Annotated in this window: 23 protein-coding genes and 1 pseudogene; 8 read left to right on the forward strand and 16 right to left on the reverse strand. The window is 71.8% G+C overall.

The window, feature by feature from the left end; all coding sequences use genetic code 11:
- Positions 1-14: 14 nt before the first annotated feature.
- The 8 genes from fxsT to ACZ4LX_RS12175 form a co-directional block, all read right to left on the reverse strand.
- The gene (gene fxsT / locus ACZ4LX_RS12140) at positions 15-3,008 is read right to left on the reverse strand and encodes an FxSxx-COOH system tetratricopeptide repeat protein (RefSeq protein WP_467642638.1); all 2,994 of its coding nucleotides are present in this window, start codon (positions 3,006-3,008) and stop codon (positions 15-17) included.
- 82 nt (positions 3,009-3,090) lie between these two features.
- Positions 3,091-4,476 (reverse strand): aKG-HExxH-type peptide beta-hydroxylase, encoded by a 1,386-nt coding sequence (locus tag ACZ4LX_RS12145; RefSeq protein WP_467642636.1) that lies wholly within the window; start codon positions 4,474-4,476, stop codon positions 3,091-3,093.
- A complete protein-coding gene (locus ACZ4LX_RS12150; protein ID WP_467642634.1) occupies positions 4,473-5,630 on the reverse strand; it encodes an FxsB family cyclophane-forming radical SAM/SPASM peptide maturase in 1,158 nt (385 codons plus the stop codon). The genes ACZ4LX_RS12145 and ACZ4LX_RS12150 overlap by 4 nt, the downstream gene beginning before the upstream one ends.
- Before the next feature lie 276 nt (positions 5,631-5,906).
- Positions 5,907-6,122 (reverse strand): FxSxx-COOH cyclophane-containing RiPP peptide, encoded by a 216-nt coding sequence (gene fxsA, locus ACZ4LX_RS12155; protein ID WP_467642632.1) that lies wholly within the window; start codon positions 6,120-6,122, stop codon positions 5,907-5,909.
- Positions 6,123-6,308: 186 nt separating this feature from the next.
- Positions 6,309-9,767, reverse strand: a complete 3,459-nt coding sequence (locus ACZ4LX_RS12160) for an SAV_2336 N-terminal domain-related protein (protein WP_467642630.1) — start codon at positions 9,765-9,767, stop codon at positions 6,309-6,311.
- A 7-nt stretch (positions 9,768-9,774) separates the two neighbouring features.
- Positions 9,775-10,797, reverse strand: coding sequence for an AAA family ATPase (locus ACZ4LX_RS12165; protein WP_467642628.1), 1,023 nt, complete (start codon positions 10,795-10,797; stop codon positions 9,775-9,777).
- Positions 10,798-10,923: 126 nt separating this feature from the next.
- Positions 10,924-12,924: a VMAP-C domain-containing protein gene (locus tag ACZ4LX_RS12170; protein WP_467642626.1), complete on the reverse strand. Its 2,001-nt coding sequence runs from the start codon at positions 12,922-12,924 to the stop codon at positions 10,924-10,926.
- 56 nt (positions 12,925-12,980) lie between these two features.
- Positions 12,981-13,541: a CU044_2847 family protein gene (locus ACZ4LX_RS12175; protein ID WP_467642624.1), complete on the reverse strand. Its 561-nt coding sequence runs from the start codon at positions 13,539-13,541 to the stop codon at positions 12,981-12,983.
- Positions 13,542-13,780: 239 nt separating this feature from the next.
- Between ACZ4LX_RS12175 and ACZ4LX_RS12180 the strand changes: the two genes are divergently transcribed.
- The gene (locus ACZ4LX_RS12180; RefSeq protein WP_046907272.1) at positions 13,781-13,966 is read left to right on the forward strand and encodes a DUF6104 family protein; all 186 of its coding nucleotides are present in this window, start codon (positions 13,781-13,783) and stop codon (positions 13,964-13,966) included.
- 83 nt (positions 13,967-14,049) lie between these two features.
- Here the strand turns inward: ACZ4LX_RS12180 and ACZ4LX_RS12185 are convergent, their stop codons facing one another.
- Positions 14,050-14,940 carry a hypothetical protein gene (locus tag ACZ4LX_RS12185; RefSeq protein ID WP_467642622.1) on the reverse strand — a complete coding sequence of 297 codons (891 nt, stop codon included), beginning with the start codon at positions 14,938-14,940 and terminating at the stop codon, positions 14,050-14,052.
- Between the two features lie 195 nt (positions 14,941-15,135).
- Between ACZ4LX_RS12185 and ACZ4LX_RS12190 the strand changes: the two genes are divergently transcribed.
- The gene (locus tag ACZ4LX_RS12190; protein WP_467642620.1) at positions 15,136-15,993 is read left to right on the forward strand and encodes a DUF4097 family beta strand repeat-containing protein; all 858 of its coding nucleotides are present in this window, start codon (positions 15,136-15,138) and stop codon (positions 15,991-15,993) included.
- 1 nt (position 15,994) lies between these two features.
- On the forward strand, positions 15,995-17,047 hold the full coding sequence (locus tag ACZ4LX_RS12195) for a helix-turn-helix transcriptional regulator (protein WP_467642618.1): 1,053 nt from the start codon (positions 15,995-15,997) through the stop codon (positions 17,045-17,047).
- Positions 17,048-17,153: 106 nt separating this feature from the next.
- Here ACZ4LX_RS12195 and ACZ4LX_RS12200 read toward each other — a convergent pair whose 3' ends face one another.
- The 4 genes from ACZ4LX_RS12200 to ACZ4LX_RS12215 form a co-directional block, all read right to left on the reverse strand.
- Entirely contained in the window at positions 17,154-17,729 is a 576-nt protein-coding gene (locus tag ACZ4LX_RS12200; RefSeq protein ID WP_467642616.1) for a Clp protease N-terminal domain-containing protein, read from the reverse strand.
- Positions 17,729-17,938 carry a sigma factor-like helix-turn-helix DNA-binding protein gene (locus ACZ4LX_RS12205; protein ID WP_467642614.1) on the reverse strand — a complete coding sequence of 70 codons (210 nt, stop codon included), beginning with the start codon at positions 17,936-17,938 and terminating at the stop codon, positions 17,729-17,731. Before ACZ4LX_RS12205 ends, ACZ4LX_RS12200 begins: the two co-directional genes overlap by 1 nt.
- A 37-nt stretch (positions 17,939-17,975) precedes the next feature.
- Complete coding sequence (locus tag ACZ4LX_RS12210) at positions 17,976-18,944, reverse strand: zinc-binding dehydrogenase (RefSeq protein ID WP_467642612.1); 969 nt, start codon at positions 18,942-18,944, stop codon at positions 17,976-17,978.
- A gap of 169 nt (positions 18,945-19,113) precedes the next feature.
- Positions 19,114-20,337 carry an NAD(P)-dependent malic enzyme gene (locus ACZ4LX_RS12215; RefSeq protein WP_467642610.1) on the reverse strand — a complete coding sequence of 408 codons (1,224 nt, stop codon included), beginning with the start codon at positions 20,335-20,337 and terminating at the stop codon, positions 19,114-19,116.
- Between the two features lie 522 nt (positions 20,338-20,859).
- Between ACZ4LX_RS12215 and ACZ4LX_RS12220 the strand changes: the two genes are divergently transcribed.
- From ACZ4LX_RS12220 to ACZ4LX_RS12230, 3 genes are read left to right on the forward strand one after another with little or no spacing between them, the layout of a single operon-like run.
- Positions 20,860-21,819, forward strand: coding sequence for an ABC transporter substrate-binding protein (locus tag ACZ4LX_RS12220; RefSeq protein WP_467642608.1), 960 nt, complete (start codon positions 20,860-20,862; stop codon positions 21,817-21,819).
- Positions 21,820-21,847: 28 nt separating this feature from the next.
- Entirely contained in the window at positions 21,848-22,798 is a 951-nt protein-coding gene (locus tag ACZ4LX_RS12225) for an amino acid ABC transporter permease (protein ID WP_467642606.1), read from the forward strand.
- Positions 22,795-23,556 (forward strand): amino acid ABC transporter ATP-binding protein, encoded by a 762-nt coding sequence (locus ACZ4LX_RS12230; RefSeq protein ID WP_467642604.1) that lies wholly within the window; start codon positions 22,795-22,797, stop codon positions 23,554-23,556. Before ACZ4LX_RS12225 ends, ACZ4LX_RS12230 begins: the two co-directional genes overlap by 4 nt.
- A 72-nt stretch (positions 23,557-23,628) precedes the next feature.
- Here ACZ4LX_RS12230 and ACZ4LX_RS12235 read toward each other — a convergent pair whose 3' ends face one another.
- The 3 genes and pseudogenes from ACZ4LX_RS12235 to ACZ4LX_RS12245 form a co-directional block, all read right to left on the reverse strand.
- Positions 23,629-24,399 carry a hypothetical protein gene (locus ACZ4LX_RS12235; RefSeq protein WP_467642602.1) on the reverse strand — a complete coding sequence of 257 codons (771 nt, stop codon included), beginning with the start codon at positions 24,397-24,399 and terminating at the stop codon, positions 23,629-23,631.
- Positions 24,396-24,884: a SigE family RNA polymerase sigma factor gene (locus ACZ4LX_RS12240; protein ID WP_467643009.1), complete on the reverse strand. Its 489-nt coding sequence runs from the start codon at positions 24,882-24,884 to the stop codon at positions 24,396-24,398. Before ACZ4LX_RS12240 ends, ACZ4LX_RS12235 begins: the two co-directional genes overlap by 4 nt.
- A gap of 462 nt (positions 24,885-25,346) precedes the next feature.
- Positions 25,347-25,628, reverse strand: a pseudogene (locus ACZ4LX_RS12245) (SAM-dependent methyltransferase); the annotation flags it as partial.
- Positions 25,629-25,952: 324 nt separating this feature from the next.
- On the opposite strand from ACZ4LX_RS12245, the gene ACZ4LX_RS12250 reads away from it, so the two are divergent.
- Together ACZ4LX_RS12250 and ACZ4LX_RS12255 are read left to right on the forward strand one after the other, a co-directional pair.
- Positions 25,953-26,201, forward strand: a complete 249-nt coding sequence (locus ACZ4LX_RS12250) for a hypothetical protein (RefSeq protein ID WP_467642600.1) — start codon at positions 25,953-25,955, stop codon at positions 26,199-26,201.
- A 47-nt stretch (positions 26,202-26,248) separates the two neighbouring features.
- On the forward strand, positions 26,249-26,681 hold a 433-nt coding region (locus ACZ4LX_RS12255), incomplete at its 3' end, for a helix-turn-helix domain-containing protein (RefSeq protein ID WP_467721159.1).

A 26,681-nucleotide genomic window follows, 5' to 3' on the forward strand; every position in this document is an offset into this window, starting at 1 on the left:
CGGACCGCCGCCCCTCAGATGACCAGCGGCTCGAAGTCCCAGTACGGACGGTTGCGGGAACGGGCCGAGACCGTGTGGACGTGCTGGGCGCCGAGCGTCGAGGCCAGGTCTTCGAGCGCCTCGCCCTCGGTCTTCTCGGCCCTCTGCCTTTCCCGCAGGCCGCGCAGGTCCGCGGCGTGGGCGATACGGGCGGAGAGCGTCAGCGGATGAGTGCGGCCGAGGATCTCGATGGCCCGGGTGACGACCGAGTCCGTCAGAGCGGCGGCGGCCTCCGTGTCCCCCACCAGATTGCGCAGCGCCGAAGCGTTGATCGCGCAGCCCAGGGTCCAGGGATGGTTCTCGCCGACGGCCCGGGTCATGGCGGCCAGTGACTCCTCCACGAGCGCGTGGGCGTGCTCCCGCTCCCCCACGTTGCGCAGGATCAGGGCGTGGTTGCCCCGGGTCCCCGCCGCGAAGGGGTGCTCCTCGCCGAGCATGTCGACGTACGCGGCGACGGCCTTCTCGCTTATGGCCCTGGCCTGGTCGATGTTGGCGTGCTCCCGGGCGAAGCAGCTCTGGCCGGCCGCGAACATCATGGTGAACGGGGCGCCCTCGCCGAGGACCCGTTCGGCTCGTTCCAGAACCCGGGTGAACAGGGTGGCGGCCTGGGTCCGCTCCCCCGAACGGTAGTGGCACAGCGCGAGGTTGAACTCGGCCCGCAGGGTCTGCGGGTGGTCCCGCCCCATGACCTTACGGTGCACCGTGACGCTCTGCCTCTGGAGCGACATCGCCTCGTCGTAACGGCCGAGCAACCGCAGGTCGGTGGAGTAGTGGGTCTCGGAGTCCAGCCTCCAGGAGTGGTTCACCGACAGGAGCGTCCGCCGGGACTCCAGCGTGTGCCCGTCGAGGTCAAGGGCCTCCGCGTACCGGCCCAGCAGCCGCAGGGTGACGGCCAGGTTGTTCTGCGCGGCGAGGGTGCGCGCGTCCTGGTCCCCCAGCAGCTCGCGGTAGCCGGCGAGCACCTCGCCGGACATCTCCCACGCCTCGTCGTAGCGGCCGAGGCCCCGCAGGTCGGCGGCGAGACCGGCGGCGGCACGCAGGTGCTCCAGGTCCAGAGCACCGCGCTCCGCGCGCAGATGGGCCACGGCCGCGCGCTCGAAGACCTCCGTGCCGGCGTAGTCGCCGACGGCCCTCAACAGGTTGCCGTAGTGGTAGCTGACGTCCCAGATCCTGGGGTGGTCCTCACCGAGGAGTTCCTGCCAGGCCTTGAGAGCACGTTCGCCCAGCTTGATGCCGGCCCGGTACTCCCCGGAGACGTACATGTAACGCAGGCAGTTGAGCACCAGGTTCTGGACCGTCGGTTCGGTGCTCCTGAGCACGTCCGCCCATTTCAGGTGCGGGGTGAGCTCGGCGTACGTGGGCCACTGACTGGGTTCGGCGGGGCGGCCCGGGTCGGCGGCCGCGAGCGCCCGGCGGACGACTCCGATGAACTCCTGACGGTCCCGTTCCGTCATGTCGTGACCGACGATCTGGTGGACCATGCGGTGCATGTAGAGCGACTCGCCGGACGACGCCACGTCATCCGCCGCCTCGTGGGACTCCAGCCGGACGACGGAGTACTGACGCAGCTGGCCGATCGCCTTGTTCCAGAGCAGCGGATCGTTCATCAGCCCGGACACCTGCTCCGGCAGCTCTCCGGAGGGCATGTCCTTCAACAGCCGTACGGGGATGGATCCGGGTGCGAAGAAGCTGCACAGCCGCAGCAGGTCGACGGACTCGGGGACCGTGTCCTTGAGCTTGTTGAGCAGTATCGACCAGGCTGTCTGGAAGGCGAGGGGGAAGTCGGCGGAGACCTTGACGACGTCCTGGTCGATCCCGCCTTCGAGGAGCTCGATGTACTCCTCGACCGACATGTCGGAGTCGTTCAGCCAGCCGGCGGTCTGGTCCAGGAGCAGCGGCAGGTCTTCGAGGGCGTCGGCGAGCTGGTCGGCCTCGGCAAGGGTCAGGCGCGCGGCGCGGCGGCGGATGAAGGCCACCGACTCCTCACGGGTGTAGACGGGCACCTCGACGAGATGGCTGTTGTGCTCGCTCCACTCCGGGTTGCGGGAGGTGATGAGGACGTGTCCGGGGCCGGTCGGCACCAAGTCCCAGATCTGGTCCGGCTCGTCCGCCCCGTCCAGGACCAGCAGCCAATGGGCGTGCGGGTCGCCCCGGCGCAGCGAGTCGCGTACCGCACGCAGCCGTTCGCCGTACTCGGCGCCGGTGGACAGGCCCAGTTCCGGGGCGAGTTCGGCGAGCTTCTGACGGTAGAGCGCACGGCGGTCGGCGGGCACCCACCAGACGACGTCGTACTCGGAACCGAAGCGGTAGACGTATTCGGCGGCCAGCTGGGTCTTGCCGACGCCGGACATGCCGTGCAGCGTCACGACGCCGGCGCCCCTGCCGGACTCCTGGAGGGCGCTGTAGGCCTGACTGAGCAGCTCCTCGCGCCCGGTGAACCGGATGTTGCGCCGGGGTACCCCTCCCCACACCTGCGGGGTGTCGGCCGGATAGCGCGGGCCGGGGCGGGCCTCGACCGCCTCGGGCAGCGGGTCCGAGGGCAGCCCCAGCCGTACGAGGAGGCGTCGCTCCGCCTCGTCGGCACCGACGTTGGTCAGGTCCGCCGCGCCGAAGACCGATGTGGCGCCGGGCAGCGCGGACGTGGTGACCGAGACCGCGGCGAACCGCTCGGGGTCCGGGGCGACCTCCGCGCGCAGCGCCCTGTTCCATTCGTCATGGCTGCGGGGGCCGAGCTGGAAGTACCAGTCGCTGAGGATCACCAGGACGAGGCCGCGTGAGAGCGTCAGGTCCCGCATGGACTCCTCCAGCGGGATCTCCACCGGCGGATCCCACCGCTGCTGGTAGACCGTCACACCGCGGCGCTCCAGCCGGTCAGTGATCCACGCCGCCCAGGCGCGGTTGTAACCGGCGAAACTGATGGTGACGGTTCTCGCCCCGGTTGCTCCAACTTGCCTGGCCGTTACGGGCATTCAGCCGTCTCCCTGCCTCGATACCAGCTTGGTCAACATACACCGGGGCATAGTCGCTCCGGCCGGATTCCTCAGGAGCCGCTCACTGCCTTCGTGAGCCGTTCCTCTGCTGCCATATCACCTTCACGGTGCCCACGTACGCCTTCGCGCGTGCGAGATGACCCGGGGGAGGCGGACTGTCGTCCATACGGTGGTAGAGCGTGATCATCTCGTTGACCAGCAACCGGCCTTCGCGGGTCAGCCCCACCGAGCCGGCCAGTGCGGGGAGCACCGCCCCGACCTGTTCCCGGCAGCGGGCGTGCTCGGCCCAGGCCAGGTCGCGGGAGGCGACGCGCCGCGCGCCGAGCGCGTTCCGCTGCCAGTGGTCGGCCAGCGCGAGGTGTGAGTAGGCGCCCTGGAGGAGCCCGTCGAAGGGTCTGGGGTCCGGGCGCCAGGGTGCGAAGTGCCGTGGCGTCGCGTCCTCGTGGTGCAGTGGTACGAGGGCGCCGAGCGCGGCCAGTTTGGTGTGCTGGAGTTCGTGGACGAGGGTCGAGGCGAAGTGGACGGAGGTGGCCGGCCGGCTGCTGAGGACCGCGCCGAACGCCTCTCGTCTCGTACCGCTGCAGTGCGCCGCGCCATCGGCCCCGGAGCCGGGCGGATGGCCGAGCGGCACCACGCAGCGCAGCAGGACGGCCACTTCGGTGAGGCGGTGTTCACCCCCGGTGCGCAGCAGCGGTTCCACTCCGGACCAGCACGCGGCCCAGGCCTTGCGTTCGTGGTCGTCCACGCGGACGGCCGTGCTCAGCCCGTGGCGCGGGAGTCCGCCTCCTTCCGTGCCGTAGGGGTCGACGTCGTCCAGCGGTACGGGGCGGCTGCCGGGCAGCAGGGCGGGGAGGGCGAGCACGGGCAGCCAGCGGGGGTCGGCCGAGGTCATGGTGCCGTCGGGCTGGGTCCGTGCGGTGAGCGACGGGTCGTTCTTCGGACGGATCACCATCTCGCCCGCGTCGTGGGTGATTTCGACCGGTCCGACGTCCGTGCGCAGAGCGCCGAGCGTGGGCAGGGAGACGAGTCCGTCACGGGGTGCGAGCCGTGCGGTGCAGCGCACCCCCGCCCGTATCGCGGCCGCTGCGGCGAGCCCGGTCAGGTGGGCCAGGTCGGCCGTCGGGCCGGGGCCGTCGGCGGTCGCCGAGGTGAGGCCGGTCAGCAGCCGCTGCGCCCAGGGGCCGGCCATGGGGTGGAACAGCACGGTGCGTACGGCGGCCCGGTCGGCGCGCTCGGCCGCTTCGAGCAGCGCCCAGTCCTCGCGCAGCCGGTCGAGCAGCCGGGGTGGGCAGACGGTCGTGGGGGCGGCCGCCGCCGCGTCGAGTACGGCCCTGAGGAGGATGAGGCGGCGGGTGTCCTGATCGCGTACGAGCAGGCCGAGGGAGTCCGCGCCGCCCCCGGTACGGCCGAGTTCGCGCAGGACGCGGTCGGGGACTGTGGGGGTCATGGGGGGTCTCCCGCGGTTGCTTCGGCGAGCCGGTCCGCCACGTGACGGACCAGCCGTTCGAGGTCCGCGCAGTAGACGGAGGGGTTGATGAATCCGTTCTCCGCGCGGTAGCGGTGGGCGTAGTGGCCGCCGCCGCAGACGGTGAGCAGGGGGCAGGCACGGCAGACGGCCGCGAGCGCGCCGGCCCCTGCCTGGCGGGCTGCGACGCCGGGGTGGCGCAGGGCGTCGTCGAAGGTGTGGCGGAAGATGTCGAGTCCGGTGGCCGCCGCCGAGTCGTAGGCGGACTTGAGGGAATCGACCTGTTCGATCGATCCGTCGGTCTCGACCACGATCGCGTTGAGGGGATCGAGGCCGAGGGCCTCCGTGGCGGCGGGCAGGCCGAGGAGGAGCGCGACGCACTCCTCGAAGAGCCTGATCCTGGTCTCCCGCCCGGCCGCCGGCCACCAGCGGTCGAAGACGGTGCACAGCCAGTCGCCGTACGGGGTGGGACGGCCCGACCCGGGACCCGTCGGCGTACCTGTCCGGTGCGGCAGTCCGGGCGGCGGGCTGGTCCAGTTGCCGTGGGGCAGCAGCAGGTCCAGGGCCGGCGGGCGCAGGGCCAGCAGCGACTCGTACATCTCCAGGGGGTCGGTCCTCGGGTCCACGACGGTGAGAATGCCCGCGTACGCCCCGGGGTGGCGCTCGGCCAGCAGCCGGGCACCGCGCGAGGCCGCGGGCCAGGAGGGCCGGCCCGCGTGGTCGACACGCAGGGTGTTGTGGGCGGCCAGGCCGCCGTCCAGGCTGATGCCGATGCGTATGCCGTGCCGGGCGAGCGTGGTGACGGCGGCGTCGGTGAGCAGGGTGGCGTTGGTCTGCACGGTGGTGTGGACGGTGCAGCCGCCGGGGACCTCCTCCCGCACCCGGTCGGCGAGCGCGCCGAGCCGGCCGGGGCCCGCGAGCAGGGGTTCGCCGCCGTGGAGTACGAGGGCGACGTGCCGGAGCCGGTGGGCGGCCGCGTGCTCGGCGATCCGGTCCGCGGTGCGCTCCAGCACCGCCGGCGCCGCGGCGGCCGGCCTGCTCCGCCAGGTCCGGTCGGGTCCCTCGTACAGGTAGCAGTACCGGCAGGCCAGGTTGCAGCGGCCGTGCACCTTGACGATGAACTGCCCGAACGGCACGGGTGACGACGTGCCGGCGTCGCGCACCGGGGCCCCGCGCGCCCCAGGCCTCGGCGTTCCTTCCGTGTACTGCTCCCCTCGTGGCGTCGCCCGACGAGACACTCCGGCACCCCCGTGCTGTACGTCTGCCGGAACGGCCCCCGTACCGGCCCGGGGCGAGTGCCCCGGGCGCGCGGTGAGGAAGGGGCCGCCCCGGTCGATGGCCTCCCTGATCGATCGCGCCGCTGTCCGGCACCGGGTGCGTGCCGGGTCCGGGCCGCGTCGCGGGGCACCGCGTCAGAAGGCGCTCTGGAACCCCCAGAGCATTTCTCGCGGATGTTCGGCCCGGCCGCGCAGATCCGTGACCACCTCGGCCAGCACCGGGTGGTCCAGGGTCCGCAGGGTCTCCAGATCGAGCCCCAGCAGATCCGGCAGCGCGCCAACGGTGGCCGGTGGGCCGCTGTCCCCGCCACCGGACGCACCGAAGCCGTCGTGGTGTGTCGTCTCGCTCATCACGCCTCCCCGTACCGCAGCACCGGGGCCGCCGCGCCACGCTCGCCGTTGAGCGCACTCCCGCGGTCCCACATCCCTGACCTGCTCAGTCCTGCTGCCCCGCGGTGCCGGTGGCGGTCACATCCCGGCCGTCCCCGGTCCGGCCCACCGTCGCGCGCGGGCTGCCGAACGCTCCACGTCGAGCGCTCAGCGCTCCAGCTCGGCCAGCCGCGTGGCGGTCGACTCCGCCGCCGCGCCGCCCCCGTCCGGTAGCTTGCGCCATTCCTGGAGCGCGGCCCGGTACGCGACACGCGCGGCCCGGGGGCGCCCCGCCTTCTCATACGTCATACCCCGCCAGTGGTTGGCTGTAGCACCCAACTCCACTGCGGACCGGAGCTGTTGTGGAGTCTCCAGCTCCGCTTCCGCCTCTCCCGCCGACTCGGCGGCCGAGCGGAAGTCCTCGGCGGCCTCGTCCCGCCGGGCAGGCCGGTCCAGGACCTCGGCGGCCTCCAGACGTGCCCGGCCCAGTTCCAGCCAGCAGCGCGCCGCGGTCAGCGGGTCCGCCGCCTCCTGCGCGGCCAGCCCGAAGAGGTACTCGGCCTCCCGCAGGTCGACCCGGTCGGTGGTGGCACGGTGGCGGAGCATCAGTGCCCGGCCGAGCATCAGCAGCCGCTCGGACTGGTGCGCGCCCGCCTCCGGCGTCTCGGTCCGGCAGTCCCGCAGCACCCGTACCGCCGCGCCGATGTGCGGGCCGCCGTCGGGCAGTTCGGCACGGCGCAGCAGCGTGGCACCCCATTCGGCAAGCACCTCCGTGTGCGCCCGGGAGTCGCGGGGTATGTTCCGGGCCGCGCGGGCGAACCATTCACCCGCGGCCACGAGTTCGTCCGGATCACCGGTGTGCTCGTACCGGGCCGCCCGGATCCGGCCGGCCCGGGTCTGCAACTGGGCGCGCTGCCGCTGCTCCCGTACGGTCTCCAGCGCCTGGCCGGTCAGCACCGCGGCCTCGTCCGGTTCCGCGCCGGAGGCCAGCAGCGCGTCCACCAGGTCCAGCACGATGCGGACCTCGGTGCCCATGGTCTGCCGGCCGCCCTGGGTGAAGGCCGTCCGCAGCGAACGGGCCGCCTGCGCCGCGTACGCCCTGGACTGTTCACCGTCCTCGGTGACACCGGCCAGCTTCAGAAGGGTCCGCCCGTGCTGGAGCGGCAGGGTGGCCGGCCGGTTCTCCTGATCCGGCCAGGCGTCCGCGAAGGCCTCCAGCATCCCGCAGGCACTCTGCAGCAGGGCGCTGTCGCCGTCGAGCCGCCACTGCGCCTCCAGGGCCCGCACCCGCTCCAGGGTGAGCCGGAGCGCCTCGGCGGGCTCCAGGCCGGGGGCGGCGCAGGCCGCGGTGTACTCACGGTCGGCGCGCCGGAGCAGTTCCAGGGCGCCCCGCCGGTCGCCGTGGAGCCTGCGGTCGTCGGCGGCCGCGTGCAGCACCTTGGCCAGTACGGCCCGTTCGCGTACCCCGCCGGGATGTGCGGAGGCCTGTCCGGCGGCGCGCTCGGCCTCGCGAAGCAGCCCGGCTCCGCCCTGCACCTCCCACAGCCGCAGTACGCAGAGGGCGTACTGCGCCCAGAGTCCGGGGTCGGCGACGGGATACGGGCTGTTCTCCACGGCCCCCCGGAGCAACTGGACGGCGTCGATCAGGCGCTGCACCATCCTGTCCGCCTCGAATTGGCGCACGAGTGCGCGGGCCCGCTCCACCGTGGGGCGGGTGTCGGGCGCCGAAGGTCCGGCGGGCGCCTCGTCGGATACGGGGGGAAGGGGCATGAACCGCTCCAGTACACGGGCTGCGACCTCGGCGAAGGCGTGGGGCGCACGGCTCCCGGTCCCTCCGTTCTCCTCGCCGTCCTCGGCTTCCTCGGCGGCCTCGGCCCCGGGATCGGGGTGCGCCGTGCCGTAGCGGGCGGGGTATGTCGATCCGTGCGCCGCGCCGTCGCCGAGCTGGGCGAAGGCGAGGGCCGGGAAGTTGGGCCCGCCCTTGCCGAACCGCTGCTCTATGTACTGCGAGCAGTGCTTGAGTACGAGCAGCGCCTCGTCCCTGCCCAGCGGGCCGAGCAGAGCGTCCTGGACGCCGGGCTCGAACGCGTACCACTGTCCCCGGCCGCCGCCGTCGACGCGGGAGAGCAGTCCGCTCAGCAGCACCTCGGCGAGTTCGGACGGACCAGAATGCGGCAGCATCGTGCGCTGCACGAGCTGCATCACCGGCAGGTAGAGAGGCGCCGCCGCGAGGTAGACGGCCAGCTGCCCGGCGACCGGGGAGGCCACCGAGCGGAAGCGGCTGACCAGTTGGAGCGAGGAGAGCGTACGGCCGGAGCGCTGGGCGGCGGCGGGAGCCTGGTCGCCGCGCACCCAGCCGACCGCTCCGGGGATCTGCGCGGCACCGGTGCCGGAGAGCAGTCTGGCCCAGGCGGACAGCGCGTCCGGCAGGGGCGGGAGGACCGGAACGGCCAGCGCCCCGGGGTGCACCGCGGGGCCCGTTCCGCCTTCCTCGGTGACCTTCAGCAGGGTGGCTCCGGCAAGGCCGTCGCCCCGTGCCAGCGAACCGAAGGTGACCGGCAGCCTGGTGCGGTTCCACATCCGTTGCGGCAGTGGTTGCAGCACGGCGACCGGGGCCTGCCGGGCCAGTTGGTGCAGCAGCCGGTGGGCGCGTCCGCTGTGCCAGAGCGGCCCGGCGCAGTCGCTGATCACCACGGTGACCCGGCGTCCGGTCGGATCGCTGAGCCGGTCCGCGGAGTGCAGCGGGGCAGCGGCCGGGTCGGCACTGCGGCTGACCGCGCAGCCGCCGTCCGGGCCTTGGTGCAGATAGCGCACCTGGACGTCCCTGAATGCCCCCAACTGACCGAAGATCTGCTGGAGTTCTCCGAACATCCGGTCCCACACCAGCATCGAGGAGGAGGCGTCCATGACGCACTGAAGAATGGCGTCGGCCCGCCGGACGCCACGGAAGACCGGCATGATCATGCCGCCCGCACGGGCGCTGCGTTCCGCGGTCGCCTGCTCGTCCAGGACCTGGCGCAGCGGGGCGGAGACGGGACGGTAGCGCTGCAACGGGCGCAGGGCGCGCGCGAGTTCGAGGGGGGCCGGCAGCACGGGGGCGGCCGGTACCCCGAGTGCGACCGAGGCCGCACGCTCACGCCCGCCCGGCCGTCTTCCGGCCGGGGCCTCGCCGTCCTCGTCCCGCCCGCCGCCGTCCCGTGCGGCACGGGGGACGGGGTACAGGGATATCCGCCGGTCACGTCCCGGCTCCCGCGCCTCCGGCGTCCGGCCGCCCTCACGGGTCTCCGGGACGCCGCCGTCCCGCGCCGGTGCCGCGCCCCCGGCGGCCGGGGCGGGCCCTGTGGGGTCCGGGGCCCGCGAAGGCGCGGGACCGGCCGCCACCCCTTCGCCCACGGGCTCGTCGGCGGTGCGGGTCACACCGGCCAGCCAGAGCGCGTCGCGGAGCTGCTCGACGTCGGGGTCGACGCCGGCCTCGCGCAGCCTGGCTATCAGTTCCGGCAGCAGCTCACCGGCGCGCGGCCCGGCGGCGCCGGCCGCCACCGGGGCACCACGGGGTCCGGCCGCCGCCGGCTCATCGGGCGGCCCGCCCGCTCCGAGCGCACCCGGCGCCCCGTCCACCCCTGGCATCAGGCCCTCACCTCGGCCGGTCGAGTCGCTGGATGAGCAGGTCGGCCAGCCGGTCCCGGCCGGCCGGTGCCGCGGCGTGCGTGAGGTAGATGGCGTTCAACAACTGGTCCGTAGCGAGAAGTTCACTGCGGGAGCGCTCCAGGAAGTGCGCGATGAGGTCATCGCTGGAACGGGCGGCCTCCTCGCCCAGATGGGCCTTCACAAAGGCGGCCAGCCGCTGGTGGTCGGGGCGGCCGAGCTCCAGGTGGATACAACGGCGCATCAGGGGAGCCGGGAAATCCCGCTCGCCGTTACTGGTGAGCACCACGAACGGGAACGCCCGGCACTGGACCCGGCCGCCCTTGATCCGCACCTTGTTGCCGTCGTGGTCCAGCACGTCCGCCTCGCCGTCGGGCAGCCGGTCGACGATCCGCTCCAGTTCGGGAATGGCGAACTCGCCCTCCTCCAGCACGTTGAGGAGGTCGTTCGGCAGGTCGATGTCGCTCTTGTCGAGCTCGTCGATGAGCAGCACCCTGGGCCGGTCCGAGGGGAGCAGAGCGGTCCCCAGCGGTCCGAGACGGATGTAACTCCCCACATTCTGGGCCGGATCGGTGGCCGCGTCCGTGCCTTCGGAGGCGTGCGAGGCGATCTGGACATCCTGGAGCCGGGCAATCGCATCGTAGTGATACAGCCCGCCCAGCAGGGTGGAGCGGCTGACGATGGGCCACCGCAGGACCTTGCCGAATTCCAGCTCACGGGCGACGGAGTGGGCCAGGGTGCTCTTCCCCGCGCCCGGGTCGCCGGTGACCAGCAGCGGACGCCGCAGATACAGCGCGGCATTGATCATTTCGAGTTCCTCGGCGCCCGGCCGGTGCTCCTCGGCGATGCGCCCGGGGATACCGAGCCTGCGGTCGGCCCGCTCCTCCCCGTCCGCCGGGTCGAGGCGCCCTCCCGCGAAGTCCCGCCACGGCGGTGGAGGCGGCAACTGCGGTACGCCGTCGTGGGGTTCGCCGATCCCTCGGTAGATGAGCCACTCGCTGGGTTCACTCATAACGTTCCTCGTTGTCATTCGTTCGCCAGAGGGCGGCCGTCGAACGGGCATCACCGTATCGATCCGGCGCACCGCCCGAAAGAGGCGAGCCGGCACGGTCCTTCCGGTCGCGGCCGGCACGTCCCGTCACGGTGCTTCCAGGAACTCGGAACTGGGCAGGGGCTGGTGCGGATTGTCGTAGTAGAGGGCCACGCCGTCGGACCAGTACGTCTCGGTACGAGCCGAACTCACCCCTCGTCTCAGCTCATGGAGCCATCGCGGCAGCCGGTCACGGGCCCGGATGTCCGAGACGCCCTCGGCCACGCGCCGGTGGAACTCCTTGCAGACCGTGTCGCCCTCCGCCGGCCGTCGCTGGAGCAGCGCCACGGTGAATCCGGCGTCGAGCACCCTCCCCACCCCGGTCGTGATGCCGGGGTCCGGCCGGTTGCCGTAGCGGCAGAGGACCGGAACCGTCTCGCGCGCAAGGCTGCCCAGCCGGTCCGTCTCCGGCACGCTTACCCGTAACTCGTTCTCGCAGTCGATGACTTCGGCCTGCATCCCGGCGTTCGACGTCATGTCCCAGCGTGCCATTCGCTCGTCGGTGGGACCGTGTTCCGAACTGCGCAGGACCACGGGGCGTACGACGCCGAGGGGACGGCCGTCGGAAGGGAGCTCCCATCGGTCGACCTCCAGGCCGAACAGCGCGGGCACGACCACCACTTGGAGCACGGCGGGACTGCCCGGCTCGTCGCACTCCCGGAAGGCCTCGGTCAGCGCGGCGGCGAGCTGGTCGGGCACGGAGCCGAGCGGTCCGCCCTGACCGTCCCGGATCCGCGACATCTCCCCCGCGTGCCGGGCGACGGCGACCCGCCAGTCGTACTGGCCGGGGGCCCAGCCCTGGCGCTCCACCTCCAGGACGACACAGTCGCGTTCCGCCGGAACAACGGGTTCGCTCAGCGGCGGACGGGCCTGCTGACGGCTCCGCTCCAGGTACAGGTGGACATCGGCCCAGTCCATGTCGAACTGGCGGCGCAGATCCCTGGGCAGTTCGGCCTTCGCCGTCTGCCGCACCCAGTCCCACAGTGATGCGGCGTTCTCGGCGGACAGGACGCCGCTGGAACGGCCGGCCGCGAGGACCCCCATGCAGTAGCGCAGGACCAGTTCGAACTGGGCCGCCCGCTCGCGGGCCCGGGTGTCGTACAGCGCCCCCAGCCCGTCGCGCCAGCCGCGCGGTGCCGGGCGGTGCTCCCGGGAGTGAACTCCGGGCAGCGCGTCGAGAAGGACGAGCAGACTGCGGGTGCTGACCGGGGGCGGAAGCGCGGCGAGCCGCCCCAGCAGGTCCACCCGCTGTTTGGGACCGAGGATCCCGCCGGGCGGCAACGGCAGCTCGCTCTGCACATCGGCCCAGGTCCGCCCGGTGTCGACCGAGCTGTTGTGCCGGTCCGCGTGGTAGCGGTCGTGGGCGTGGAAGACGGACTGGTAGATGTCGTCGGCCTCGGTCCCGACCGGCCCGGACGGCACCTTCAGGGTGCGTAACCGCTCGGTCCCCACGGCCGTTCCGCCCTGGTGGTTGTCGAGCCGCGACTTGATCACCCCGACCACCTCCCCTCGGACGAGATCCACCACGGGGCCGCCGGACATGCCGGGCTCCAGCCAGTCCCCGTCGAGCCTGACGACCTGTTCGGCGTCGTCCGACGCGCCGTAGGCACCCTTCACCACACAGACGCCGCTGCGCTTCAGCAGCCCCCCGTCCTGCGAGGGCGCCCATCCCACGCAGTGGATCTCCCGGCTGCGCAGCATGGCCTCCGAGCGCTCGGTGACATACACACAGGTGTGCTCGGCGGGGCGCTGGAGCTTGATGAGCGCGAGGTCGGGGGCCGGCCAGCCTGCGGCCCCGGGCGGCCGCGCGCCGGGCATCGCGGCGACGACCTCGCCCGGCACCTCGCTCAGGTCCGTGCTGTAACTGCCTTCCTTGAACAACACGTTCACCATGCCCCCCTCCCCTCGCATTGCCACGTGCGCACACGTGAGGATCCAGTTGGGAGCGATGAAGAATCCGCTTCCCAGAAAGCCCCCGCCCGGCCCTTCATGGGCATACCCGGCCCCCGGGCGATGGATGCGCACCGTGGAGTCACGCACGAGGTCCATGAGTGCGGCCTGTGGTCCTCCCAGGCCCCCCGCCGCGCCCCCGTCGCCCTCCGAGGTCACTCTCCGCCGCCGTCGGTGTCGTCCGCACCGTCGGGGTGCGCCGGGGCGCCGGGGGGTGCTCCGGCGGACGGCGTGAGGGGCGCGGGCGCCGGGGCGACCGGTGGCGCGAACGGAACCGGGGGCAGCGGCGGCCCCACGGGAGCGGGGGGCGCGGGGGCGGGGGCCTGAGCCGGCACGGGCGCGGGCGGATCGACCGGTGGACCGCCGCCGTTCCAGGTGAGCGTGACCTTGATCGCCCCCTTGGCCTCGCCGTCCGCGAGCAGCCCGACCACCTTGCCCGACTTGGCGGTGAGCTCGATCCCGAACTCGACGCTGACCTCGTCCGGCCGCACGGCGCGCAGCGGCACCGCGAGTGAGCGCGCGACACTCGTCACCACCGAGTGCAGGCTCTCGACCCGGGCCTGCACCCGGTCGGTGAGGTCCCCGAATCCGGTGTCCGTGAACGTCAGGCCACCGGACTCCGGACGGTCCAGCTCCTCCGCTCCCGAGATCCGTGCCCAGACCGGCGTGCCGTCCGGCATCTCGATGCGTGTGATGCGGGCCCCACTGTCACCCATGACACCCCCCGTTCCCCAACTCCCCGCAGATTAACGGCCGCAGGTGGCCGATGCGAGGTACATGCACCAGGACGCGGGAGAACGGCGGGCCGGTTCTCGTCCGCCCCGCCCTGCCGCCGCCGGACCGTCTCCCGGCCGCCGCCGCACCGTGATCCCCGCTGCCGCCGGGCCGTGTCCCGGCCCCCACCGGACCGTCTCCCGGCAGCGGCAGGGCTGTCACCAGGGCTTAAACTTGCGCCATGTACTTCACCGACCGCGGTATCGAGGAGCTGGAGAAGCGGCGAGGCGAGGAAGAGGTCACCTTCGAGTGGCTCGCCGAGCAGCTCCGTACGTTCGTCGACCTCAACCCCGACTTCGAGGTGCCGGTCGAGCGCCTCGCCACCTGGCTGGCCCGGCTGGACGACGAGGACGACGACGAGGACTGACAGTCCCCGGACGCCAGGGCGTCTCCGGTCCCCCGCCCCTGATCCACGTCAGGGTGCGTGCGGCCCCTCGCCCCTGATCCACCTCAGGGCACGTGCGGCCCCTCGTCCCTGATCCGGTCGTACGCGATGCCCAGCGCGCCGTGCGCCATCAGCAGCACCCCGGCGAAGACCCACCCGCCGCTGCGCCGGCCCGCTCCCCAGAGGGCGATCGGGAATCCCGCCGCCAGCTGGGCGCCCGCCAGTGCGCGGGCTCGGGGACCGCGCATCCATGGGCCCATGCGACTGTTCTCGACCGCTTCGAGTTCGACCTTGACCGCGTCGCGCCAGCCGGTCCAGGTGATCCGCTCGGCCTCCGGCCACCCGCCGGCCCCCTCGGTCAGCCGGCCGGAGGGCTCGCCCGGTTCCACGCCCGGCGGGAGCCCCAGCCCGATGCGGGTGAGCACGGCGAGCAGGCCGCGGAGCCGGGCACGGGCGTCGGTCTCCGGATCAGGACGGGTCAGGGCCTCCAGCGCCTGGACATCCAGCACGGGATCCAGGCCGAGCCGCTCGCCGAACGTACGCATCGCCTCGTCCTCGCCGGCCGGGGTCCCGTCGGCGAGCCAGACATAGCCGACGGGGCGGCGGAACCCCGCAGCGAGCGTGTACCCGGCCCGGTCGCCGTCCCACCACAGCGCCAGAACCGGCCAGGTGGAGCCGACCGCGAGCGCGGTGGCCCAGCCGCCGACGACCCGGTCGACCGGCTCGGCCGCCTCCCCCGTGCCGGCCGGCCGCCCGCTCGGCCCGTCTCCCGGGCCCCGTCCGTCCTGCCCGTCCCGTCCGTCCTGCCAGGGCGTTCCCTCCGGCACGAGGACGCTCCAGCCCTCTCCGGCGGGCGCGAGCAGCATCCGCTCACGCAGCAGGTGGGCGACCGGCCGCACCGCGTCCGGTTCGGCCCGGCACAGCAGCAGTGCTCCCACGGGTGATGTCGCGTCCATGCCCCACACCGTAGGACACATTGCACCGCTCTGACGCCTTATGACCCGATAGTCGCGCCACCTCCTCCCTCAGCGGGCCACCACCCCCGTTCGCGGCCCCTCGCGACCGCCTTGACTTCCCCAATCCGCGATATATCGTGTTCCACAAGAGACGCGATATGTTGCGTCATCCGCGCTCCCCAGGAGGCCTGATCCATGCCTGTGTCGACGTGGGCCATCGCCGAGCCGCGCAAGCTCACCTTCGACGAACCCGTGACCTCGCTCAACGTGCGGATCGTCAACGGAACGGTCAACGTCGTCGGCACCGACGAGCCGACCGCCAGGCTGGAGGTCTCCGGCATCGAGGGGCCACCACTGGTCGTCACGCAGCACGACGGCGTCGTGACCGTCTCGTACGAAAACCCGGCCTGGCAGGGCATGCGCAAGTGGTTCGACCGCAAGGGCTGGCAGCGCCGCGCGGAGGTCTCCCTCACCGTCCCCGCCGGTTCGGCGGTGGCGGTCGGCGTGGTCGGCGCGGGCACCTTCGTCTCCGGGGTGCGCGGCCGTACGGACGTACGCGGCGTCACCGGCGACACCACGCTCATCGGGCTCTCGGGACCGGTCGGCGCCGAGACCGTGTCCGGCAACGTGGAGGCACAGGCCGTCACCGGCGCACTGCGCTTCCACTCGGTCTCCGGCGATCTGACCGTCGTCGAGGGCGCCGGGGCCTGCGTGAAGGCGGAGTCCGTCAGCGGGAACATGGCACTCGACCTGGACCCGACGGGCAAGCCCACCGACATCCGGCTGAGCACGGTCTCCGGCGAGCTCGCCATCCGCCTGCCGCACCCGGCCGACGCACGGGTCGAGGCGAACACCGCGAGCGGCTCCGTCTCGAACGGCTTCGATGACCTCCGGGTCAGCGGCCAGTGGGGCGCCAAGAAGATCACCGGCACGCTGGGCACCGGAACCGGGACACTGAAGGCGACGACGGTCTCGGGATCGATCGCCCTGCTGCGCCGCCCACCGGCCGAGGACGATCCGCACGACGCCGAGCCGACCGGAAAGGTGCTCTGACATGCCCCCCGTATTCGCCCACGGCCGCCTGCGCCTCTACCTGCTCAAGCTGCTCGACGAAGCCCCCCGCCATGGCTACGAGGTGATCAGGCTTCTCGAAGAGCGCTTCCAGGGCCTGTACGCGCCTTCGGCGGGCACCGTCTACCCGCGCCTGGCCAAGCTGGAGGCCGAGGGCCTGGTCACGCATGCCACCGAGGGCGGGCGCAAGGTCTACTCGATCACCGACGCCGGCCGCGCCGAGCTGGCGGGCCGCACCGGCGAGCTCGCCGATCTGGAACTGGAGATCAGGGAGTCGGTCTCCGAGCTGGCCGCCGAGATGCGCGACGACGTCCGGGGCGCGGCGGGCAAGCTGCGCAGCGAGATGCGCGCCGCGGCCGACGAGTCGCGGCACACCAGCTCCTCGCGTCCGCCCGGCCGGCCGGGCAAGGAGTCCCCCTTCGGTGGTTTCGGCGATCTCGGCGACCTGGGCAACTTCGGTGACTTCGGGGACAAGGAGTCCTGGCGCACCGCGAAGGAGGAGCTGCGCAAGGCGAAGCAGGAGTGGAAGGAGCAGGCGCGCCGGGCGAAGGACGAGTCCCGCCGTGCCCGCGAGGAGGCCCAGCAGGCCCGCCGCCAGGCCAAGGAGGCCCAGGACCGGGCGCGCGAGCAGATGCAGAACGCCGCCCGTCAGGTCCAGGACCACTTCGCCCGGGGCGACTGGCCGGCGGGCGTACGGGAGGGCCTTGCCGAGATCACCGGCCAGCTGGGCGGCTTCGCCCGCACCGGCAACCGGCCGCCGTACGGGAAGCCGGACACCCCCGCCCCGGGCCCCCGCTCCGACTCCGCCCCGGGCCCTCACTCCGACTCCGGCTGGGGCCAGGACGTCGGCGGCACCGGCGACCCGGCCCGCGACCTGGACCGCCTGCTCGACCGGTTCCGCGACGACATCCGGGACGCCGCCAGAGACCGGGGGGTGACGGAGGACCAGCTCGGACAGGCCCGCCGGCATCTGTCGACGGCGGCCGCCCGTATCGGCGCGCTGCTGCGCGAGGACACCGACGGCGACGCGAAGTAGAAGCGGGGGCGCGGGAGCGGGAGGAGAAGGATCGGGAGGAGAAGGATCGGGCGGAGCGAGGCACACGGGCGGCCGGGGGAAGGCTCCCCGGGCCGCCCTGATCGTTTCAGCCCGCCTTGCGCCCCTGGCCCGCGCCGCCGTCCCCGTACAGCGCACGGCTGACCGTCTCGTACGTCGCACCGTGGTCGGCGAGCACATCGGCGACGATTCCGGGGGACGCGGTGAGGGCCAGCAGCAGATGCTCCTCGCCGATGAACCGGTCGCCCCGGCCGAGTGCGATCCGCAGCGCCTTCGCGAGGATCTTCTTCGCCTCCTTGCTGAACGCGCGATCACCCGCCCACCGGCGGTGGTCCTTGCGGCCACCCGTCAGGGCGCCCTCCCCGTGCGCCTCCTCGACGCGGGAGACGATCGCGGTGAGGTCGATGCCGATGCCCGCGAGGGCGTCGGCATCGGCCTTCGTCATTCCGCCCCGTCTGCGCGCGTCGGCCAGGGCCGCCTCCACCGAGGCCCTGCGGTCCGTCAGCCCCAGCGCGGCAACGGCGAACGAGGCCCGGCTGCCCTCCTGTTCCAGCAGGGCGAGCAGCAGATGCTCCTCGGTGACCGAACCGGCCTCCGCCCGTTCGGCATGCGTCACGGCACCGGTCACCGCGGCGCGGGCCCCCTTGGTGAATCGCTCGAACATCAACGCCTCCCGTACTTCTTGTGCACGGCCTGCCGGCTGACGCCCAATTCGGCCGCGATCTCCTGCCACGACCAGCCCTGCACCCGGGCGCTTCTCACTTGTACGGCTTCGAGCTGCTCCAGCAGCCGCCGCAGCGCGGCGACCGACCGCAGCCCCACCCTGGGGTCGCGGTCGCCGACGCGCTCGGCGAGATCCGTCGCTTCAGTCATGCAGTCAACTTACGTTGACACACGGCATGCGTCAACTCTAGTTGACAGCGGTCAGCACGATCTTCCCGAACTGGTCACCCGAGGCGAGCCGTTCGAACCCCTCACGGGCGCGGTCCAGCGGCAGTACCTCGTCGATGACCGGACGCACCCCCGTGGTCGCACAGAACGCCAGCAGGTCCTCCAGCTCGCCCTTCGAGCCCATCGTCGAACCGACGACCTTCAGCTCCAGGAAGAAGATGCGGGTCAGCTCGGCGTGCGTGGGGCGGTCGCCGCTGGTGGCGCCGGAGATGACCAGCGTGCCGCCGGGGCGCAGGGACTTGACGGAGTGCGACCAGGTGGCGGCGCCGACGGTCTCGATGACGGCGTCGACCCGGTGGGGCAGCCGGGTGCCCGGCTCGTACGCCTCGACAGCGCCGAGTTCGACGGCCCGCCTGCGCTTGGCCTCGTCACGGCTGGTGGCGTAGACCCGCAGCCCGGCGGCCCGGCCGAGCACGATCGCCGCGGTCGCGACACCGCCGCCGGCTCCCTGGACCAGTACGGAGTCACCCGGGCGCACACCGGCGTTGGTGAAGAGCATGCGGTACGCGGTCAGCCAGGCGGTGGGGAGGCAGGCGGCCTGCTCGAAGGTGAGCTCCTTCGGCTTGGGCAGCACGTTCCAGCTGGGGACGGTGACCTGCTCGGCGAACGTGCCCTGGTAGCGCTCGGTGAGGATGGAGCGGGGCTCGTCGGGGCCGACTCCGTGTCCGGTCTGGCCGATGACGGAGTGCAGGACGACCTCGTTGCCGTCCTGGTCGGTCCCGGCGGCGTCGCAGCCGAGGATCATCGGCAGCTTGTCCTCGGTGATGCCGACACCGCGGAGCGACCAGAGGTCGTGGTGGTTGAGGGAGGCGGCCCAGACGTTGACGGTGGTCCACCCGGGACGTGCCCCGGGAGCCGGGCGCTCGCCCAGCTCAAGGCCGTTGAGGGGGTGGTCGCGGTCGAGGCGGGATGCGTAGGCGGCGAACATGGGGCCGACGATAGGCGGGGCCGTGGCCGGGCGTAACCGGCTGCGGGTGTGACACGCGCCGCGCGCGCGAAAGCCCCCGGGCGGGGACCCGGCCCCTGCCGCGGTCAAGGAGCGGGGGTCCGGGCGGCGCCCCCGAGGAGACACCACCCGGACCCCCGGCTCACTCACCTCAGCGGCGGGCGACACCCTCCGCCCGCGCCGCAGCCGCGACGGCCGCCGTGACCGCCGGGGCGACCCGCTCGTCGAACGGCGACGGAATCACGTAGTCGGCGGCCAGTTCGTCGCCCACCACGTCCGCCAGCGCGTTCGCCGCGGCGATCTTCATGCCCTCGGTGATCCGCGCCGCCCGCACCTGGAGCGCGCCCGCGAAGATGCCGGGGAACGCCAGCACGTTGTTGATCTGGTTCGGGTAGTCCGAACGGCCGGTGGCCACGACTGCCGCGTACTTGTGCGCGATGTCGGGGTGCACCTCGGGGTTCGGGTTCGCCATGGCGAAGACGAAGGCGCCGGGTGCCATCGAGGCGACGGCCGGCTCCGGGACCGTACCGCCGGAGACGCCGATGAAGAGGTCCGCGCCGGCGAGCGCGTCCGCCAGGGACCCGGAGATCCCGGCCTTGTTGGTGAGTTCGGCCAGCTCCCGCTTGACGTCGGTCAGGTCCTCGCGGTCCCGGCTGACGATGCCCTTGCGGTCGGCGACCGCGACGTCTCCGAGCCCCGCCTCCAGCAGGAACTTGGCGATGGCCACACCGGCCGCGCCGGCGCCCGAGATGACGCCGCGCAGCTCGCCCAGGCCGCGGCCGGACAGCTTCGCGGCGTTACGCAGGGCGGCGAGGGTGACCACGGCCGTGCCGTGCTGGTCGTCGTGGAAGACGGGGATGTCGAGCCGCTCCTGGAGCTTGCGCTCGATCTCGAAGCAGCGCGGCGCCGAGATGTCCTCCAGGTTCACGCCGCCGAAGGACGGGGCGAGCCGGACGACGGTCTCCACGATCTCGTCCGCGTCGGTGGTCGCGAGCGCGATCGGCACCGCGTCCACACCGCCGAACTGCTTGAACAGGATCGCCTTGCCCTCCATCACGGGGAGGGAGGCCTCGGGTCCGATGTCGCCGAGACCGAGAACCGCGGTGCCGTCCGTCACGACCGCGACGACCTGCGACTTCCAGGTGTAGTCGTGGACGAGCTCCGGGTTCTCGGCGATCGCGCTGCACACCTTCGCCACGCCGGGCGTGTACGCGAGGGACAGGTCGTCCTTGTCCCGGACCGGGACGGTGGCCTGCACGGCCATCTTCCCGCCCCGGTGGAGCGCGAAGGCCGGATCGAACGGCTCGTCGGTGGCGCTGCCGGTGGTGCTTTCCGTACTGCTGTCGCTGCGAGGATTGACGATCTCCGCTGCCATGGTGTTGACCCCTTAAGTCTTCATCGTTCGAGGGTGGCCACTCCTGGTTGAGGAGGGGTGGGTGGGCACCGCGTACGTTCCCGCGCTGGGCGATTGGTCCGCCCCGGCAGGGAGAGATTCATACGCGCGGGCGCGCCGCACACGCGCCCTGAGCCCCGGATGAGGGGTGTAAACGTCCTTCTTACCGGACAGGCCGTACCGCCGACGAGTCGGTATCCCCACGGTGACGCGTCTCATAGCGGGGCATACGGACAACTCGGCCGGACGACTTGAAACCCGCCCAGAACAGGGCCAAGACGGGGGATCTTCCGGCAGGAGGGAGCCATTCCAGGGAAAGGTCCGGCCTTGATGTGCCGGCCCGCTGGGTTCGGGGGTGTCCCGTTACCCGATTTTGACATGCGGCGCCCCCTGTTTGGGCTAATCCAAATGGCAAGATGCCGTAATCACACATTGCGGCAACACCCAACGCCGTATGTGATAACGCCTGGTGACACCACCCTCATCTGCCGGAGGAGCCCCGATATGACCGCAGGTATCACGCGTCGCACGATCGCGCAGTCCCGTATCGCCGCGGTCAGCACCCTCGCGGTCGCCGGCACCATGCTGCTGACCGCCTGCGGCGACCAGACGAAGAACGACAGCGGCTCGGCACCGGCCCGGCCCACGGCCGGTGCCACCTCCCCCGCCGACCTCCTCCCCCCGGAGATCAAGGCCAAGGGCGTCATAAGGGTCGGTTCGGACATCGCTTACCCGCCGGTCGAGTTCAAGGACGAGTCCGGCAGGACGGTCGGCATCGACCCCGACCTGGGGGCCGCGCTCGGCAAGGAGCTGGGGGTGGAGTTCCGGTTCGAGAACGGCACCTTCGACACTCTGGTCACCGGTCTGCGCGCCAAGCGCTACGACCTCGCGATGTCGTCCATGACCGACAGCAAGGAGCGCCAGGAGGGCATCGACCCCGAGACGAAGAAGAAGGTCGGCGAAGGGGTCGACTTCGTCGACTACTTCACCGCCGGGGTCTCGATCTACACCAGGAAGGGCGACGACCAGGGGATCAGCACCTGGGCCGACCTCTGCGGCAAGAAGATCGCCGTCCAGCGCAACACCGTCTCGCACGACCTGGCCAAGGCCGAGTCAAGGAAGTGCACCGGCGGCAAGCAGGTCGCCATCGAGGCGTTCGACAACGACCTGGAGTCGCAGACCCGGCTGCGCTCCGGCGGCGCGGACGCCGCTTCGTCCGACTTCCCGGTGGCCGCGTACGCCGTGAAGACCTCGGGCGGTGGCAAGGACTTCGAGATCGTCGGCGACCAGGTCGCGGCGGCCCCGTACGGCATCGCCGTCGCCAAGGGCAACGACAAGCTCACCGCGGCCGTCAAGGCCGCCCTGGACGCGATCATCAAGAACGGCGAATACGAGAAGATCATCGCGAAGTGGGGCGTGGAGGCCGGCGCGGTCACCGAGGCCAAGGTGAACGGCGGAACCTGACCGGATCCGGCACTGAAAGGGTCAAGCCGTGACTGAACTCGAGAAAACGGGCCCGGCCGACCGGTCGCCCGCACCCCCCAGCCCACCGGCCGGACCTGAAGTGATCAAGGCCATCCCGGTCCGGCACTACGGCCGGTACGTCTCGGCGGTCATCGCCATCGCCGCGCTCGTCGCCATCGTCTACGCCTTCAGCCAGGGCAGGATCAACTGGGGCGCCGTCCCGGACTACTTCTTCGACGACCGCATCCTCAAGGGCGTCGGCCAGACCCTGCTGCTGACCTCCCTCTCGATGGTGATCGGCGTGGTCGGCGGCATCCTGCTGGCCGTCATGCGCCTGTCGAAGAACCCGGTGACCTCGTCGATCGCCTGGTCGTACATCTGGTTCTTCCGCGGTACACCGGTCCTGGTGCAGCTGTTCGTCTGGTTCAACCTGGGTCTGGTCTTCGAGTACATCAACCTCGGGCCGATCTACAAGGACTACTGGTCGAGCTTCATGACGCCGCTGCTGACGGCGCTGCTCGGGCTGGGCCTCAACGAGGCCGCGTACATGGCCGAGATCTGCCGGGCCGGTCTGCTCTCGGTCGACGAGGGCCAGACGGAGGCGTCCCAGGCGCTGGGCATGAGCCACGGCAAGACGCTCCGCCGCGTCGTTCTCCCGCAGGCCATGCGGGTGATCGTGCCGCCGACGGGCAACGAAGTCATCAACATGCTCAAGACCACGTCGCTGGTAGCTGCCGTGCAGTTCTACGAACTGTTCAAATACGCCCAGGACATCGGGCAGGCCTCCGGAGCCCCGGTGGAGATGTATTTCCTCGCCGCGGCCTGGTACCTGATCATGACCTCGGTACTGAGCGTCGGGCAGTACTACCTGGAGCGGTACTACGCCCGCGGCTCCAGCCGGAGCCTGCCGCCCACCCCGATGCAGAAGGTCAAGGCCAACCTGCTGTCGCTGGGCCGCCCGAAGGGAGGCATGGCATGACCGCCATGGTCAAGGCCGAGGGCGTCCACAAGTCCTTCGGCGCCGCGCACATCCTCAAAGGCATCGACCTGGAGGTCGCCCCGCGCGAGGTCTTCTGTCTGATCGGCCCGTCCGGTTCCGGCAAGTCGACGTTCCTGCGGTGCATCAACCACCTGGAGCAGGTCAGCGCCGGGCGGCTGTACGTCGACGGCGAACTGGTGGGCTACCGCCAGAAGGGAGACAAGCTCTACGAGCTCAAGGACAGCGAAGTCGCCCTGAAGCGCCGGGACATCGGCATGGTCTTCCAGCGCTTCAACCTGTTCCCCCACATGACGGCGGTCGAGAACGTCATGGAGGCCCCCGTCCAGGTCAAGGGCGAGTCCAAGGCGGTCGCCCGAGCCCGCGCGGAACGGCTCCTGGACCGGGTCGGTCTCTCCGACAAGGCGAAGAACTACCCCTCGCAGCTCTCCGGCGGACAGCAGCAGCGGGTGGCCATCGCCCGGGCGCTGGCCATGGAGCCGAAGCTGATGCTCTTCGACGAGCCCACGTCGGCGCTCGACCCGGAGCTGGTGGGTGATGTGCTCGACGTCATGCGCGGTCTCGCCGAGGACGGCATGACGATGATCGTCGTCACCCATGAGATGGGCTTCGCCCGTGAGGTCGGCGACGCGCTGGTCTTCATGGACGACGGCGTGGTGGTCGAGTCGGGCCACCCGCGCGATGTCCTGACCAACCCGCAGCACGACCGGACGAAGTCGTTCCTCTCCAAGGTCCTTTAGGGCCGGTTCGGCTGACGCGCACGAGGGCGGTACGGACCCTGCCGGTCCGTACCGCCCTCGCGTGCGTATCCGCTACTTCAGCAGCTCCGGACGGAGCATCAGCGTGCGCAGCTGCGCACGCGTGAGCGGCGGGGTCCCGAGCAGCGGCCCCTGCGCGGTGTCGGCCTCGAAGCCCGTGCTGTCCCGCATGACCAGCCGGCTGCCGTCCTTGAGCGAGAGCCGGGCCACGAGCTCCTCACCCCACTGGGGCGTGCCGTCCCCGTAGTCCATCGAGTCGCTCCAGATCGTCAGTTCACCGCCGTCCGGGAGTTTCTCGCTGACACAGTCCGTGCGGTGCGGCTCCCCGGGAAGGCTCTTGCACGGGTCGGTGTCACCGGGACCGCCCCCGAGCTTCTTCTCCAGCGTCTTCGCGTCCATGAGACCGATGACGAGGTAGCCGACCCCGCCGTCCCTGCGGACCGAGTACTGGCCGTCCAAGGGCCCGAACGGATGCTCCTTGGCCTGCTCCGGCTTCACCTGCTTGATGATGGCGGCCAGCGAGACCTGTTCGACCGAACCGACGCCGGCGGGCAGCAGTTCGACCAGCTTCGCGGCCCGGGAGCTGTTCCCGGCGGGCTCGGCCGGGGCCGCGACCGAGGACGTCTGCGGGCTCCGCCCCCGCTCAGCGGCGAGTCCGGGCACCACGAAGGCACCCGCCGCGACCGCGCACACCGCCGCGACCGACACGGCGGCCACCCGGCGCCTGCGCACCCGGGCCGCCCTCGCGTAGACCACCTCGGTACTGATGACCGGCTGCCCCGCGTCCTCGGCGGCCCGCCCCAGCAGCTCACGCACGTCGCTCATACCAACTCCTCCACCATCTCGGCGCGCAGCGCCGCCAACCCCCGAGCCGCGTGGCTCTTGACCGTGTTCTCCCGCATCCCGAGCATGTCGGCCGTGGCCTCGACGCTCAGGTCCTCCCAGTAGCGCAGCACCAGTACGGCCCGTTGCCTGGGTGTGAGCCGGGCGAGTGCCGCCCGTACCGCGAGGCCGGTGTCCGGATCGGGTGCGTGGACCGCCCGTTCGGGCAGTTCGCCGTACGAGTACTCACGCCGCCAGAACCGGCGGCGGGCCGCGATGAAGGTGTTGACCAGGGTCTTGCGCGCGTACGCCTCGATGTTGTCGAGCCGACCGTGCCGCCGTCCGCCGAGCACCACCTTGACCAGCGTCGTCTGGACCAGGTCCTCGGCCTCGTGCCGGTCGCCGCAGAGCAGATACGCGCTGCGGAACAGCGCGGTGCGCCTGCTCTCGACGAAGGCGTGCAGCGCGGCGTCGCCATCGCTCCGCATCGTCACCGTCCCTCCCCCGGCCCGCGGGCGCGGACCGTCTCACCCTTCCAGTGCGGTGGGGCGCGGGGCGGGTTGCAGCAGTCAACCGGAAAAGTTCCCGTGGTGGTCACCGGCGCCCGGACGGCGATGGACACCGCCGGCGAGCCGGCAGGGGGAGGTCGGGTGGATGGCCTCGTCGACCAGGCCGGCGGTGTCGATGACCGCGGTGCGGCAGGCGGACGGACGGACAGGCCGACAGGCAGACAGGCAGGCGAGCCGGGCCTGTCCGAGGTGGCGGGGCGGGGCGGGGCGGGGCGGGGCGGGTGCGGCAGTACGGGGTGAGGGGCGGGGTACGGCAGTACGGGGTGAAGGGCAGGGCGGGGTGCGGCAGTACGGGCGGGGCACGGGACTGCCGCCCGTACTGCCGTACACCCCCGCCCCACCCCCACCAAACCCCGCCCCACAACACCCCGCGAGCGGCCGCTACTTCACCGCGAGCACCAGACTGTCCGAGGGCGAGGACCAGACGGGCCGCGCCTCGGTGAACCCCGCGGCGCGCAGCATGTCCGCGTGCCACGCGGGGGACGGCATGTCGCCGTCGGCGTGCTCGCCGTAGATCGCGAACCGTTCGGCGGTCGGCCCGGCGAGTACCGGGTCCTCGGCGACCAGCGCCCGCCACTGCGCCCAGTCCAGGGCCCCGCCGGCCCTGGCCCGGTCCATACCGGCGTGCCGGTGGGCGCGTTCGGCGGCGTTGATCCGGGGAGTCCCCGTCTCGCTCATCCATTTCCAGAGCGGCAGGGAGGCAAAAAAACTTGCATGGCTCATTCGGGTGTTTTGGTGGAGGTGAATTCGCGCGGTAATTCATGGCCGGAAGCCAACCCGATGGATGACCCGCACCATGGGACTGTGACAGACCGCGACCGCACCACCGAGCCCCCGTGCTCGCCTTCCTTCAACGGGGGCGTGTGCGGGGGCTTTCTGCGTCACTCCACCGCCGAACTGCCTTGACTGGTTGCGCTCTTGACGCGACCAGCCGACAGGGTGATGGTCGTGCAATCAGGTGTAACACCCTCGCTGTGGGAGGTAGTCATGGCCCCAGTGTTCATCGCGAAGGACCCCGATACGGACGAGCGGAACTGCCCGACCGTGTGGGTGGACGTGGAAGCGGAAGAGATGCTGTTCCAGGGGTGGAAGCCTGATGAGGTGAGGTTGGCCGAGTGCTTGCTGACTGGCCCCATCCCCGACAGCGAAGCAGTGGTTCGGCTGCCCCTGCGCATGGTGGCCGCTATCAGGAAGGCGTGCGATGAAGCAGAGCGGGCCGGTGTTCGACTTCGATGAGGTGCTATTGATCCGAAACGCTTTGGGTTCAGGCTCGTTGACGGTGTGTGAGTGATCTGGTGGGGGATGCGCGGACCTGGTCGCCGGACGCGCAGGAGGCTGTGCGGTTGCTTGCGGTGTCCGCGCTGGTGGAGGGCCGGGACCGTGTAGAGGTCGCCGCTCTGTTCAAGGTGTCGGCCAGGGCAGTGGACAACTGGTGGGCCAAGTGGCAGGCCGGTGGACGGGACGCACTGTTGTCCCGCACCCGAGGTCGTCGCGTGGGGGAACACCAGGTCCTGTCCGAGGCCGAGCAGGCCGCCGTCCGGCAGGCCGTGCTCGATCACACCCCTTGCGACCTGGGGCTTTCCGGTCAGCTGTGGACACGCGGGCAGATAGGCGAGCTGATCTTCAAGCTGTACCGAGTCCGCTTCACCGAGCCCGGCGTGGGCAAGTACCTCAAACGCTGGGGCCTGACCTTCCAACGTCCAGACAAACGGGCCG

The organism is Streptomyces sp. NPDC026062, assembly GCF_055568375.1.